Here is a 14,432-nt window from a genome sequence, read left to right on the forward strand (position 1 = left end):
CCTTTCCACGTTTGTCCGCGGCGCCCTGCCCGGCATCCCAACCGCCATTCCAACCGGCCTGAAATCCAAGGCCAGACATGACAGCCAAAACGGAGCCTGGACATGACCCAGTCCGAACCGGAAAAGAAAAAACCGATCTGGCGCCGGTATTTCCTGTGGGGAATGCCCGTGGCCGGCATCGCCGCGGCCTTTGTCGCCGGCATCATCTTCTGGGGCGGGTTCAACACCGCCATGGAAGCCACCAACACCGAGAATTTCTGTGTCTCGTGCCATGAGATGCGCGACTATATCTACACCGAGTACAAGGGCACGATCCATGATGTGAACCGCTCGGGCGTGGGCGCGGTCTGTTCGGACTGCCACGTGCCCAAGGACTGGACGCACAAGATCATCCGCAAGATCAAAGCCTCGAGAGAGCTGTACGGCAAGATGGTTGGCTCGATCAGCACGCCCGAGAAATTCGAGGCCAAGCGCATCCATCTGGCCATGAACGAATGGCAGCGGATGAAAAAGACCGACTCGCGCGAGTGCCGCAACTGCCACGATTTCGAGTCGATGATGCCCGAGTTCCAGAAGCCACGCGCGCGGCAGCAGCACCTGAACGCGATGGAGGTGGGCCAGACCTGCATCGACTGCCACAAGGGTATCGCACACTCGAACATCCGTGACCGCGCACCCGAAGATTTCCTGGAAGAGCTCGAAGCCCCGAACCCGGCCTTCGCCCGTCCGATCCCGCCGGAATACCTGGCCAGCCTGGAACGGATCGAAGCCAAGGAGGCCGCCGAGGCCGAAGCCGAGAAAGCCGCCCGCAAGGCCCAGCAGGAGGCTGTGCAGGCGCAGATCGCCGACGCGGTCGACGCTGCAGTGGCCGAGGAGCGCGCCAAGGCCGATGGCACCGCAACCGACGCCACGGCCTCGGGCGGCGGCGACGTGGGCGGCAACATCGACTGGAACGCCGTGGCCAGCACCGATCTGAAACTGTTCTATCCGGGACAGGCTTCGTTCGAATGGGTACAGAACGGCAAGACCCACGGCGGCGCACGCCCGCTGACCAAGGGTGGCGACCAGTGCTCGACCTGCCACGCCAAGGAACTGGACGCGATCGGCAACAAGATTGTCGCCGGCGGTGATCTCGAACCGACCCCGATCCCCGGCAAGCGCGGGGTGATCGACGCCACGGTTCAGGCCGCGCATGACGACGAAAACCTGTATATCCGGCTGCAATGGGCGGATGCGGGTCACAATCCCGTGCCCTTCGTCGACGGCGGCAAGATGGACCCGGACAACCCGATCAAGGTCGCCATGATGATCACCGGTACCGGGATCGAGCTGGGCGAACAGGTGGGGTGCTGGGCCTCGTGCCACGCCGACAACACCTATATGCCCTTTGCGCCCGATGCCGAAACCATCGCCGCCAACCCGGACGTGGCTGGACGCCTGACGGCCAAGGACACCGTCACCAAGTACATCAGCGAAAGCCGCACCGAGGTCGAAGTCAAAGGCCGGCGCGGCAAGCCGCTGGGCGGCTGGGACAAGCTGCAGGCCGAAGAGCAGATCGCGCAGTACCTGCAGGACGGCACTTTCCTTGACCTGATGCGCGTCTATGCCGACGGCAGCGCCACCAACGGCTATCTGCTGGAACAGCGCGTGGTCAATGATGGCGAGATCTCGGCCTCGGCCAGCCTGTCGGGCGGCATGTGGACGGTGGTATTCTCGCGTCCGCTGAACTCGGGCGCGCCGGGCGACGTCCCGCTGGAGCCGGGCAAGACCTACACGGTGGGCTTTGCCATCCACGATGACCATACGGCGGCGCGGTTCCATCACGTCACGCTGAACACCAGCCTCGCGCTGGATGACGACAGCGCCGACATCAACGTGGTCAAACAGTAGCGAAAAGGGGCCGGCGATCCGGCCCCTTTTCCACAGCCGAGGAGATATGCGACCATGACGACCAAGCCCCTTCTGACCGCAGTCCTGGCCCTTGTTGCGGCCCTGCCGGCCCTGGCCGATGAAACCGACCAGATCTGCGCCGAGGCCGAGGAGCGCTATGTCGAACTCTTCGGCGAACCCTCTGACGCAGCGCAGGATGCCGAGGTGGTGCTGATGTACAAGTACAACTTCTGCCCGGCCCGGATCACGGTCAAACCCGGCACCACGGTTCGCTGGGTCAACGTGGACAAGCGCACCAGCCATTCGGTGCTGTTGAAGGACGGCAGCCAGCCCGAATCCGACCGCATCTTCCCCGAGGAGTCGGTCGAGATGACGTTCCTTGAGCCCGGCCCGCAGGACTATCTGTGCGGCCCTCATTGGGAAACCCAGAACATGGTCGGTATGGTCACCGTCGAACCCTGAACGCAGCAGACATACAGGCAAACAACAGGAGCGCGGGCGCAAATCCCGCGCTCCTTAACTTATGTCAAGGAGGCCCCTTTGCGAATGCGCCAGTCTGCGGCCATGACACGCCCGGCCACCCCAGCAACGTCCCGATCCGCCGCTCTGTCCGCGCTCGGAACCTACCGGAACACCCGGGTCCCGATGACATTCAGACCAAGCGAGATTGCACCATGAGCGGTAAGGTTTTTCTGATCGGCGCCGGACCCGGAGACCCCGAGTTGATGACCCTGCGCGCCCTGCGGATGCTGCGCGAGGCGGATGTGGTGGTCTACGACCGCCTGGTCTCGGACGAGATCCTGGCCATGCACGCCCCCGGCGCGCAGCTGATCCCCGTGGGCAAGGCGCCGAAATGCCATACCGTGCCACAGGACCGGATCAACCAGATCCTGCTGGAACAGGCCCGCGCGGGCCACATAGTTGCCCGCCTCAAGGGGGGCGATCCGATGATCTTTGGCCGCGGCTCGGAAGAGGCGGCGTTTCTGACGGACCATGGCATTGCCTTGGAATACGCGCCCGGCATCACCGCGGCGCAGGGTGCAAGCTGTACGACTGGCGTGCCGCTGACCCATCGCGGGCTGGCCACCTCGGTGCAATATGTCACCGGACATCGTCAGGCCGACAAGGTGCTGGACCTCGACTGGAAGCGCCTGGCGGACCCTGACACCACCTTGGTCATCTACATGGGCGTCGCCAATATCGGCCAGATCGCTATGGGCCTGATGACCGAGAACCTGCCGGGATCGACCCCCGTCCTGGCCGTCGGCAAGGCGACCACCCCGGACGAGCGCCGCCTTGTCTCGCGTCTGGACCGTGTCGCCTCCGACGTGCGCGCGGCCGGTCTGGCCGCCCCTACCCTGTTCATCATCGGCAAGGTCGTGTCGCTGTATGCCGAACGGCCCGTTGCCGAGTTGCTGGAGCACGCTCATGGCTAGGACTCTGCCCATTGAACCGGCCCGTCGGGACTGGCCCGGGCGCGCGGTGCTGACCGCCGCCGTGCTGGTGGCCACTTCGGCCTTTGCGGCCGATGCGCTGGACCCTAACGCGCTGAAACGTCTGGTGCATCAGGATTGCGGGTCCTGCCACGGCCTGACCCTGAAAGGCGGGCTGGGCCCCGATCTGCGCGCAGGAAACCTGCAGCACTATGACCCCGAAATCCTGACCGGCGTAATCCTGGACGGCATCCCCGACACGGCCATGCCGCCCTGGCGGCCCCTCATCAGCGCGGAAGAAGCCGAATGGATCGCCCGTTATCTGCTGAAACCGGAGGCGCAATGAAACAGTTTGTCCTTGGCCTCGCGGCCTCGCTGCTGATGACCGCAGCCCATGCCGAACCCACCGCCACCGGAGACCTGGGGCTGGTGATAGAACGGGCCGCCGGTTCGGTCCTGCTGGTCGATCAGTCCGACCGCGCCGCGCTGGCCCGGATCGAGGGGCTGGGCGATCTGTCCCATGCCTCGCTGGTCTATTCGCCGGATGAACGTTTTGCCTATGTCTTCGGGCGCGACGGCGGGCTGACCAAAGTCGATATCGTGACCCGGCAGATCGCCAATCGAGTCGTACAGGCCGGCAACGCCATCGGCGGGGCGATCTCTGACGACGGCACGCTGGTTGCGGTGTCGAACTATGAACCCGGCGGGGTGCGCGTCTTTGACGCCGACACGCTGGATCTGGTGGCCGACATCCCCACCGGCAGCAAGACCATCGGCCTGGTCGATGCGCCGGGCCGCCGTTTCGTATTCACCATGTGGGATACGGGCGAGACCTGGATCGCCGATTTCGCGCGCGGCACCGACCCGCAGATCACCAAGATCACCGACATGGGCAAAAACCCCTATGACGCGCTGATCACCGCCAATGGCCGCACCTACATCACCGGTCTGTTCGGGCAGGACGGGCTGACCGCGCTGGACCTGTGGGCGGACACCCCCGAACCGATCCGGGTGCTGCCTGGCTATGGGCGCGGTCAACAGGAGTTGCCCGTCTACAAGATGCCCCATCTGGAAGGCTGGGCGCATACGGGCGCCGAATTCATATTGCCGGCCGTCGGCCATCACCAGGTGCTCTGGGTCGATGCCGACACACTCACGGAAACCGGGCGCACCCAGACATACGGCCAGCCCGTCTTTGCCATGGCGCGGCCCGACGGCCGGCAGGTCTGGGTGAATTTCGCCCACCCGCTGAACGACACGATCCAAGTGATAGACACGGTCAGCAAACAGGTCATCCACGAGTTCAAACCCGGCCCGGCGGTGCTGCACATGGAGTTCACCCCGCGCGGGCACGAGGTCTGGATCAGCGTGCGCGATGCAAATACGGTCATGGTCTATGACACCCACAGCTTTGAAAAGCTGCGGGAAATCCCGGCCGACAGCCCCTCGGGCATCTTCTTCACCGCGCGTGCGCACAGAACGGGGCTGTAAGCGATGTGCCATATCACCGACCCGATCGACCGCAGGCTGCTGGATGACTGGCAGCGCGATTTTCCCGTTGCCGACCGGCCGTTCCAGGTGCTGGCCGCGGCGCTGGGGCTGGATGAGACCGAGGTGATCGACCGCCTGGCCCGCATGCGCGCCGCCGGGCGCATCACCCGCGTCGGCGCGACGGTCGCGCCCGGCGTGGCCTCGGCCAGCACTCTGGCTGCCGTCGCCGCGCCCGAGGACAAGGTGGAACAGATCGCCGCCCTGATCGACGCCGAGCCGGGTGTGAACCACAATTACCAGCGCGAGGATGACTGGAACCTGTGGTTCGTGGCCACCGGCCCCGACCGGGCGCATGTGGACGCCACTTTGGCCCGGATCAGCGACCGCACCGGGCTGCGCGTGCTGGACCTGCGTCTGGTCCGCCCGTTCAACGTCGATCTGGGTTTCCGCATGTCGGATTGCTCGCGGCGCGTGCCACGGCCGCGTGCGGTGGACCGGAGCGTTCTGCGCCAAGGCGACCGCGACATCCTGCAGGCTCTCAGCGCGGGGCTGCCGCTGATGGCCGACCCCTACGCGGCGCTGGCCCGGTCCCTGAACCGCACCCCCGAGGACGTAATGAACCGCATCCGGGTGTTGCACAAGGCCGGCGTCATCTCGCGCCTAGGGGTTATCGTGCGGCATCGGGCGCTGGGGTGGTCGGCCAATGCCATGGTCGTGTGGGACCTGCCCGCCGACCGGATCGACCACGCGGGCCCCGCACTGGCCGCCCATCCCGGCGTGACCCTGTGCTATGAGCGCCAGCCGGTCGAGGGCGTGTGGCCCTATCGGCTCTATTCCATGATCCACGCCCGGTCGCGCTCCGAAGCGCGGGGCATCCTGGCCGGCGCCGCCGCCCTGCCTGAATTGGCAGGCGCCGCGCACAAGGTTCTATTCTCGACCCGATGCTTCAAACAGACCGGCGCATTGATCAAACCGAAAGAGGCCGCCGCATGACCCCGCTGGACGACACCGACCGCCGCCTGCTGAACCGCCTGCAGGAGGACTTGCCACTGACCCCCCGCCCCTATGCCAATGTGGCAACCGAACTGGGGATCACCGAACAGGACCTGCTGGACCGGCTGGCTCGGATGAAGGCCGACCGGGTCATCACCCGGTTCGGCCCGTTCTTCGACGCCGCCGCCATGGGCGGGGATTTCTGCCTGTGCGCCATGGCGGTGCCCGAGGTCGAGTTCGAAACCGTCCTGACCAAAGTCAATGCGCACCCCGAGGTGGCACATAATTATGAGCGCACGCACCGGCTGAACATGTGGTTCGTTCTGGCGACCGAAACGCCCGAAGCGATCACCGCCACGGCCGACGCGATCGAACGCGAGACGGGAATCACGGTTCACCGGTTCCCGAAACTGCAGGAATTCTTTATCGGCTTCCGGGTGGCAGCATGATCGACGCAACCGACAGACGGATCATCGAGGCGCTGCAGGGCGGGCTGCCCCTGGTGCCCGCGCCCTATGCGCAGGTCGCCGACGACCTGGGTGTGCCCGAGGCCACCCTGCTGGACCGGCTGGCCACACTGAAGGCGCGCGGGGTGATCCGGCGGATCGCCGCAGCCCCCAACCACTACAAGCTGGGCATGACATCGAACGGCATGACCGTCTGGGACGTGCAGGACGACCTGATCACCGAACTCGGCGCCCATATCGGAGCACTGCCCTTCGTCACCCATTGCTATGAACGGCCCCGCGCCCTGCCCGACTGGCCCTACAACCTGTTCGCCATGGTTCATGGCAGCTCGCCCGATGAGGTCGAAGACAAACGCGGCCAGATCGCCGCGATCCTGGGATCGGCCTGCCGGGGCAGCGACATCCTCTATTCCACGCGCATCCTGAAAAAAACCGGGCTGCGCCTGAAAGCGAAAGGCTGAGACCGATGTTCCGCCTGACAGAATACATGCAGCAGCTGGTCAACCCGACGCCGGTGCGCAAACGCCGCCCCGGACCGGTGAAGCCGGTGGTGATCTGGAACCTGACCCGGCGCTGCAACCTGAAATGCCGCCATTGCTACACCGTGTCTGCGGATGTGGCCTTCCCGGGCGAGCTCAGCCACGAGCAAGCCATGGTCACCCTTGAGGATCTGGGCCAGTTTCGCGTCCCGGCCCTGATCCTCTCGGGCGGGGAGCCTCTGGACCGGTTCGATTTCTTCGACATCGCCCGGCGCGCGCGCCAGCTGGTGCCGATGCTGGCGCTATCGACCAACGGCACGCGGATCCACGACGAAACCGCAGACATGATTGCGGAAGTCGGATTTAATTACGTCGGTATCTCGCTGGACGGGATCGGCGCCACCAACGACTGGTTCCGCGGGGTCGAGGGTGCCTTCTCTGACGCCCTGCGCGGCGTCCGCGAATGCAAGAAGCGCGGCATCAAGGTGGGCCTGCGGTTTTGCCTGACCGAAGGCACCCGGCACCACCTGCCCGACCTGCTGAAACTGTGCGACGACGAGGGGGTAGACAAGTTCTATCTCTCGCATCTGGTCTATGCGGGGCGCGGCGACAAGAACCGGGGCGAGGACGCGGAACATCAGCGCACCCGGCAGGGGCTCGACCTGTTGCTGGACCGCGCATGGGAGGCCGCATCGGGCGGAAGCCCGCTGGACATCGTGACCGGCAACAACGACGCGGATGCCGGGTATTTCCTGAACTGGGCCGCAGCGCGGTTCAACTCCGATACCGTCACGCATGTGCGCGAGCACCTGGCCCATTGGGGCGGCAATTCCAGCGGTCTGGGCGTGGCCAATATCGACAATCTGGGCCGCGTCCATCCCGACACCTACTGGTCGGACTACACGGTGGGCAACGTCAAACTCACTCCGTTTTCCGAGTTGTGGTCCGGGGATGACCCGATGCTGGCCCTGCTGCGCACGCGGCCGCGCCCGTTGAAAGGGCGGTGCGGCGCCTGCCGGTTGCAGGATGTCTGCGGCGGCAACACCCGCATTCGCGCTCTGCAGCTGACCGGCGATCCATGGGCCGAAGATCCGGCCTGCTATCTGACCAATGAAGAAATCGGCGTGGACGGTGCCGGCGAGCGCCTGCAGGTCACGCCTTTCCGGGGGAAAAGCCATGATCCGGCGCATCAGTTCTTCTGACGACCGCTGCCCTGACGCATCAAAAAATGCCGCGCGCACACGCATCACCCGCACCACGACGGTCGCCGTGATGTGCTCGGTTCTGGCGGTCGGGGCGGCATTGGCCGACCCGGAGGCGGATTACGCCGAGCATTGCGCCAGCTGCCATGGCGAGGCGCGGCTGGGCGGCGTCGGCCCGGCGCTGATCCCCGAAACACTCAAACGCATGCGCGGCCCCCGCGTGGCCGCCGTCATCGCCGAAGGGCGCCCCGCGACCCAGATGCCTGCCTTCGCGCACGAGCTGGACTCACTTCAGATCGAGGAACTGGCGGGCTGGCTGAAATCTCCGCTGGAGGTGGACCCCGAATGGGATGCCGAACAGATCATGGCCAGCCGCACGCTGGATGCCGATTACGCACCGGTCGATGCGCCGGTTTGGGACAGCGACCCGATGAACATCACGCTTGTGGTGGAAACCGGTGATCACCATGTCAGCGTTCTGGACGGCGACACGTTCGAGGTTCTGGACCGGTTCGAGACCCCCTTTGCCGTACATGGCGGCCCCAAGTTTAGCCCCGACGGGCGCTATGTGTTCATCATGTCCCGCGATGGCTGGGTGCAGAAATACGACATCTGGGCGCTGAAACAGGTGGGCCGCATCCGCGCCGGCCTGAACAGCCGCAACATCGCCATGTCGGGCGACGGCAAATGGCTGGCCGTGGCGAACTATCTGCCCAACAGCCTGACCCTGCTGTCGACTGAGGATCTGTCGGTCGCCAAGGTGGTCGAGGTCAAGGGCAAACAGGGCAAGCCCAGCCGGGTCTCGGCCGTGTACCAGGCCCCCCCGCGCGAAAGCTTCGTGCTGGCGCTCAAGGATGTGCCCGAGATCTGGGAAGTGTTCTATGGCGATAACCCGCCGCAATTCGGGCTGGGTCATGATTTCCGGATCGAGGGGCAGTTCAAGAATCCCGACCCCTTCCCCGTCCGCAAGATCACCACGCCCGACTATCTGGACGATTTCTTTTTCGACCAGAGCTATGAATACGTCATGGGCGCGTCGCGCGATGGCAAGGACGGTCAGGTGATCGACCTCGTGATCGGGCAGAAAGTGGCGGATCTGGACCTGCCCGGCATGCCGCATCTGGGCTCGGGCATCACCTGGCAGCGGGGTGGCACTACGGTGATGGCCACGCCGCACCTGACCGAAGGCACCATCTCGGTCATCGACATGGGCACCTGGGAAACGATCAAGCGGATCGAGACCGAAGGCCCGGGCTTTTTCATGCGCAGCCACGAGAACTCGCCCTATGTCTGGGCCGACGTATTCTTCGGCCCCAACAAGGACGCGATGCATGTGATCGACAAGCAGAGCCTCGAGATCGTCAAAACCCTGCGGCCCGCGCCGGGCAAGACCGTGGCGCATGTGGAATTCACCCGCGACGGCGCCCATGCGCTGGTGTCGATCTGGGAGGATGACGGCGCGGTGATCGTCTATGACGCGCAGACGCTCGAGGAAATCAAACGCCTGCCGATGCGCAAACCTTCGGGGAAATACAATGTCTGGAACAAGATCACCTTCTCGGAAGGCACCAGCCACTGACGGGCGCTGGCCGGTCTGGAAACTGGCCATTCTGTTGTATCCGGCGACGGCGCTGACTGTCGCCATCAACCTGTTTCTGGCCGGGTTGATCGCCCATGCGCTGGGGTTCGGCGCAGTTCCACCGGTGGCCGCGCTGATCTGGTGTGTGCCCCTTGGGGTTCCGGCCAGCTGGCTGGCGGGGCGCTGGGTGCGGCGGCTGATGGATGAGGCCGACGGCTGATCCCTGGCGCACGGCCGCCAAACCGAAGTGCCATTTTTTTGACCACCTGATCGAAGTCAAGTCGCACCGCCAACCATTCACTTACGACTCGGGCAACATCAAATTCGAGTCGGAGTCTCCATGCCCGCCGCCCGCAAAAACCACAGCCTCCCTGTCCGCGCGATACGCGTGGCACCCGGGCTGGCGGGCATCCTTCTTTTGATGTTGCAGGTGCTTGGGCCAGCGCTGGCGAGTCCCGGCCAGGGCACCTGGATGGAGATCTGCTCGGAGGCAGGCGCGGTCTGGGTGCAGGTGGACCTGGAAGGCGACACTGGCGACCCGACCGCGGCCTGCCCGAAATGCGCCGATTGCGCCCTGTGCGCGATCACGGCGGCGGCACCGGTCCCGGACCTGCCGCAGGTGCAACAGCCCGGATTTGTGCAGATAACACGTTGTGAGTGCGCCGATCTGTTGGATTCGTACAGCTCCGAACGGCTGTGGCCCGAAACCCGCGGCCCCCCGGCCGAGCCCGAAATCAGAACCGAACGCGCGCCCCGAGCGTCCATGGCGTCAACCCGAACCGAAGGAGGTGCGCCGTGGTCGTGACCCGCGCTGCCCATTTCCTTGTTGCCCTTGTCCTGTTTTGCCTGCTGGCGCTTGGCGCGCGGGCCGACAGTCTGGCCAGCTTCCTGCCCGAGATCGAACCCGCCGAACTAGCGCCCGGTGCCGATGCCATCGGTCCGGTGCGTGAAGACGTGCCGGTGGCCCCGGTGCTGAAGGGCGGTGAAACCGTCGCCTGGGCCTTTCTCACATCCGATTTCGTGGGCACCACCGGCTATTCCGGCAAGCCCATTCACGTCGTCGCCGCCATCGACGGTGATGCGGTGCTGACCGGCGTCAAGCTGGTCAAACATTCCGAACCCATCGTTCTGATCGGCATTCCCAACGCGCGCATGGTCGAGCTGACCGAAGGCTATGCCGGTCTGGACCTCAAGCGCGAGGTCGAGACAGGCGGCGAGGGACATGATCTGGACATCATCTCGGGTGCGACCGTGACGATCATGGTGATCGATGACAGCCTTGTGCGCGGCGGCATCAAGGTGGCCCGCGCCTTGGGTCTGGGCGGTCTGTCCGAAGTGCAGGCTGACGGCCCCCAGCGCGAAGTCGATTTGACCAAGGCCGACACTCATGACTGGTCAACGCTCTCGGGCGACGGCTCGACCCGGCGGCTGACGCTGGACGTGGGTCAGGTCAACGCCGCCTTCGAGGCCACCGGCGACCAGCGCGCAATCAAGCGCCCCGAGAAGGGCAACCCCGACGACACTTTCATCGACATGCATATGGCGCTGGTCTCGGTGCCTTCGATCGGCAAATCGCTGCTGGGCGAGGCCGAGTACCAGAACCTGGTCAACTGGCTGGACGAGGGCGAACACGCCATCCTGGTGCTGGGCCGCGGCAAGTACAGCTTCAAGGGCTCGGGCTATGTGCGCGGCGGGATCTTCGATCGGATCCAGCTGATCCAGGGCGACAATTCGGAACGGTTCTTCGACCGTCAGCACCGTCGCCTGGGCACGGTGGCCGCCGAGGATGCGCCCAGCTTTACCGAGCTGGACATCTTCAAGATCCCCGCCGATGCCGAGTTCGACCCGACCGAACCGTTCCGCCTGCAACTGCTGGTGCAGCGGGCCATCGGCGCGGTGGAAAAGACCTTCCTGACCTTTGATCTAGGCTACAAGCTGCCCGAGCAATACCTGTTGCCGGTCGCGGTCGCGCCCAAAGTCGTGAACGATGCCACCGGCGAGGCCGCCGCCAAATCGGCCCTGTGGCAGCGCATCTGGAAGGACCGCCAAGTCGAGATCGCCGTCTTGGGCGCCATGCTGCTGGTGCTGACGATCACTTTCTTCTTCCAGTTCCACGCCACGATGAACGCGCGGGTCTTCTACTGGTTCCGCATCGGGTTCCTGACGATGACACTGTTCTTCGTCGGCTGGTACGCCAATGCGCAGCTGAGCGTGGTGAACATCATGGCGCTGGCCGGCAGCCTGCGCGGCGGCTTCACCTGGGATGCCTTTCTGCTGGACCCGCTGGTGTTCATCCAATGGTTTGCCGTGGCCGCGGCGCTGCTGTTCTGGGGGCGTGGGGCCTATTGCGGCTGGCTGTGCCCCTTCGGTGCCCTGCAAGAGCTGACCAACAAGATCGCCCGCGCGCTGAAAGTGCCGCAATGGACCCTGCCTTGGGGCCTGAACGAGCGCCTGTGGCCGATCAAGTACATGATTTTCCTGGCGCTGTTCGGCCTGAGCATGGTGTCGATCCCGCTGGCCGAGAAATATGCCGAGGTCGAACCGTTCAAGACCGCGATCATCCTGAAATTCATGCGCGATTGGCCCTTCGTGGTCTTTGCGGTGGGTCTGCTGGTAATAGGTCTGTTCATCGAACGGTTCTATTGCCGCTATCTGTGCCCTCTGGGCGCGGCGCTGGCGATACCCGCCCGCATCCGCATGTTCGACTGGCTGCGCCGCTACAAGGATTGCGGCAACCCCTGTCAGACCTGCGCCAACGAATGCCCCGTTCAGGCCATCCACCCCTCCGGCGAGATCAACCCGAACGAGTGCGTCACCTGCCTGCATTGTCAGGTGCTCTATCAGTCCGAGAGCAAATGTCCCGTCGTCATCCGCCAACTGAAACGGCGGGCCAAGACCGGGTCGGTCAAGATCAAGACCCCCCTCGGACAACCACCGGCGAACCATCCGAACGCCAAACCGCAAACCGTTTCCTAAAAGGAGGAACGACCATGTCGGACCACGACACCAAACTGAACATCACCCGCCGCGGGATGCTGGGGGCCACGGCCACCGGGGCCGTGCTGGCCGGAACCGGCCTTGGGTCCACGATGATGACCGCCAAACAGGCCAGCGCCGCGGCCAAGGTCGAACTGGCGCCAGGCGAGTTGGACGAATATTACGGCTTCTGGTCTTCAGGCCAGACTGGCGAGCTGCGCATCATGGGCTTCCCCTCCATGCGCGAACTGATGCGGGTGCCGGTGTTCAACCGCTGCTCGGCCACCGGATGGGGCCAGACCAACGAGTCGCTGAAGATCATGACCGAAGGCCTTCTGCCGGAAACCAAGGAGTTCCTGGCCAAGCGCGGCATGAAAACCTATGACAACGGCGACCTGCACCACCCGCACATGTCGTTCACCGACGGCACCTATGACGGCCGTTATCTTTTCATGAACGACAAGGCCAACACACGCGTGGCCCGCGTGCGCTGCGACGTGATGAAATGCGACAAGATCATCGAGATCCCCAACGCCAAGGCGATCCACGGTCTGCGCCCGCAGAAATTCCCGCGCACCGGCTATGTCTTTGCCAATGGCGAGGACGAAACCCCGCTGATCAACGACGGCAGCGTGCTGGACGATCCGTCGCAATACGTCAACATCTTCACCGCCATCGACGGTGACACGATGGAGATCGCCTGGCAGGTGATGGTGTCGGGCAACCTCGACAACACCGATTGCGACTATCAGGGCAAATACGCCTACTCGACCTCGTACAACTCGGAAATGGGCATGAACCTGGCCGAGATGACCGAGAGCGAGATGGACCACGTCGTCGTCTTCAACCTCAAGGAAATCGAGGCCGGCATCGCCGCGGGCGACTATCAGGAGATCAAGGGCGTCAAGGTTCTGGACGGGCGCAAGGGGTCGAACAAGAAGTATACCCGCTACATCCCGATCCCGAACTCGCCGCACGGCATCAACACCGCACCCGACGGCAAGCACGTCTGCATCAACGGCAAGCTGTCGCCGACCGTGTCGATCATGGACGTGACCAAGCTGGATGCGCTGTTCGAAAGCGATGCCGATCCGCGGTCGTGCATCGTGGGTGAGCCGCAGCTGGGCCTTGGCCCGCTTCACACCGCCTATGACGGTCAGGGCAACGCCTTCACCACGCTGTTCCTGGACAGCCAGATCGTCAAATGGAACCTCGACAAGGCCATCCGCGCCTACAACGGCGAGGACGTCGACCCGATCATCTCGAAGGTGGATGTGCACTACCAGCCGGGCCACAACTCGACCTCGATGGGTGAAACCAAAGAGGCCGACGGCAAGTGGTTGATCTCGATGAACAAGTTCTCGAAGGACCGGTTCCTGAACACCGGCCCGCTCAAGCCCGAGAACGAGCAGGTGATCGACATCTCGACCGACGAGATGAAGGTGGTGCATGACGGCCCGACCTTCGCCGAGCCGCATGACTCGATCATCGTACGCCGCGACATCGTCAACCCGGTCAACGTCTGGGACCGCAACGACCCGACCTGGGAAGATGCGCGCAAACAGGCCGAGGCCGATGGCGTCGATCTGGAGGAAGGCGCCGAAGAGCCGATCCGCGACGGCAACAAGGTGCGGGTCTACATGGTCTCGCAGGCGCCGACCTTCAGCCTCGAGAAGTTCACCGTCAAACAGGGCGACGAGGTCACGATCTACGTCACCAACCTGGATGACGTGGACGATGTGACCCACGGCTTCTGCCTGGGCAACTACGGCATCGCCTTCGAGGTCGCGCCACAGGCCACCGCCTCGATCACCTTCACTGCCGACCGTCCGGGCGTGCACTGGTTCTATTGCCAGTGGTTCTGCCACGCGCTGCACATGGAAATGCGCGGCCGGATGCTGGTCGAACCGCAGGGAGCCTGA

Annotated in this window: 14 protein-coding genes; all 14 read left to right on the forward strand. The window is 64.4% G+C overall.

The window, feature by feature from the left end; genetic code table 11:
* Nucleotides 1–102: 102 nt before the first annotated feature.
* The 14 genes from AC2FNL_RS10790 to nosZ all read left to right on the forward strand — a co-directional run bounded on the left by AC2FNL_RS10790 (nucleotide 103) and on the right by nosZ (nucleotide 14,432).
* On the forward strand, nucleotides 103–1,890 hold the full coding sequence (locus AC2FNL_RS10790) for a NapC/NirT family cytochrome c (protein WP_496833567.1): 1,788 nt from the start codon (nucleotides 103–105) through the stop codon (nucleotides 1,888–1,890).
* Nucleotides 1,891–1,944: 54 nt separating this feature from the next.
* Entirely contained in the window at nucleotides 1,945–2,352 is a 408-nt protein-coding gene (locus tag AC2FNL_RS10795; RefSeq protein WP_496833569.1) for a cupredoxin domain-containing protein, read from the forward strand.
* Nucleotides 2,353–2,564: 212 nt separating this feature from the next.
* On the forward strand, nucleotides 2,565–3,326 hold the full coding sequence (gene cobA / locus AC2FNL_RS10800) for a uroporphyrinogen-III C-methyltransferase (RefSeq protein WP_496833570.1): 762 nt from the start codon (nucleotides 2,565–2,567) through the stop codon (nucleotides 3,324–3,326).
* The gene (locus tag AC2FNL_RS10805) at nucleotides 3,319–3,669 is read left to right on the forward strand and encodes a c-type cytochrome (RefSeq protein WP_217357385.1); all 351 of its coding nucleotides are present in this window, start codon (nucleotides 3,319–3,321) and stop codon (nucleotides 3,667–3,669) included. The genes cobA and AC2FNL_RS10805 overlap by 8 nt, the downstream gene beginning before the upstream one ends.
* Entirely contained in the window at nucleotides 3,666–4,814 is a 1,149-nt protein-coding gene (locus AC2FNL_RS10810) for a cytochrome D1 domain-containing protein (RefSeq protein WP_093963196.1), read from the forward strand. The genes AC2FNL_RS10805 and AC2FNL_RS10810 overlap by 4 nt, the downstream gene beginning before the upstream one ends.
* A gap of 3 nt (nucleotides 4,815–4,817) precedes the next feature.
* Nucleotides 4,818–5,807: a siroheme decarboxylase subunit beta gene (gene ahbB / locus AC2FNL_RS10815; RefSeq protein WP_496833572.1), complete on the forward strand. Its 990-nt coding sequence runs from the start codon at nucleotides 4,818–4,820 to the stop codon at nucleotides 5,805–5,807.
* The gene (locus AC2FNL_RS10820; RefSeq protein WP_496833573.1) at nucleotides 5,804–6,256 is read left to right on the forward strand and encodes an Lrp/AsnC family transcriptional regulator; all 453 of its coding nucleotides are present in this window, start codon (nucleotides 5,804–5,806) and stop codon (nucleotides 6,254–6,256) included. Before ahbB (AC2FNL_RS10815) ends, AC2FNL_RS10820 begins: the two co-directional genes overlap by 4 nt.
* A complete protein-coding gene (ahbB, locus tag AC2FNL_RS10825; RefSeq protein WP_496833575.1) occupies nucleotides 6,253–6,735 on the forward strand; it encodes a siroheme decarboxylase subunit beta in 483 nt (160 codons plus the stop codon). Before AC2FNL_RS10820 ends, ahbB (AC2FNL_RS10825) begins: the two co-directional genes overlap by 4 nt.
* A 5-nt stretch (nucleotides 6,736–6,740) precedes the next feature.
* Entirely contained in the window at nucleotides 6,741–7,955 is a 1,215-nt protein-coding gene (gene nirJ, locus AC2FNL_RS10830; RefSeq protein WP_496833576.1) for a heme d1 biosynthesis radical SAM protein NirJ, read from the forward strand.
* A 70-nt stretch (nucleotides 7,956–8,025) separates the two neighbouring features.
* On the forward strand, nucleotides 8,026–9,534 hold the full coding sequence (locus AC2FNL_RS10835; RefSeq protein WP_496833779.1) for a cytochrome D1 domain-containing protein: 1,509 nt from the start codon (nucleotides 8,026–8,028) through the stop codon (nucleotides 9,532–9,534).
* Entirely contained in the window at nucleotides 9,491–9,754 is a 264-nt protein-coding gene (locus tag AC2FNL_RS10840) for a hypothetical protein (protein WP_170589094.1), read from the forward strand. Before AC2FNL_RS10835 ends, AC2FNL_RS10840 begins: the two co-directional genes overlap by 44 nt.
* 120 nt (nucleotides 9,755–9,874) lie before the next feature.
* Nucleotides 9,875–10,339, forward strand: a complete 465-nt coding sequence (locus AC2FNL_RS10845) for a DUF2946 family protein (RefSeq protein ID WP_496833577.1) — start codon at nucleotides 9,875–9,877, stop codon at nucleotides 10,337–10,339.
* Entirely contained in the window at nucleotides 10,336–12,510 is a 2,175-nt protein-coding gene (locus AC2FNL_RS10850; RefSeq protein ID WP_496833780.1) for a 4Fe-4S binding protein, read from the forward strand. Before AC2FNL_RS10845 ends, AC2FNL_RS10850 begins: the two co-directional genes overlap by 4 nt.
* Nucleotides 12,511–12,524: 14 nt before the next feature.
* Nucleotides 12,525–14,432 carry a TAT-dependent nitrous-oxide reductase gene (gene nosZ, locus AC2FNL_RS10855; RefSeq protein ID WP_170369480.1) on the forward strand — a complete coding sequence of 636 codons (1,908 nt, stop codon included), beginning with the start codon at nucleotides 12,525–12,527 and terminating at the stop codon, nucleotides 14,430–14,432.

The sequence above is a fragment of the Ruegeria sp. CRTD044 genome (genome assembly GCF_059613485.1).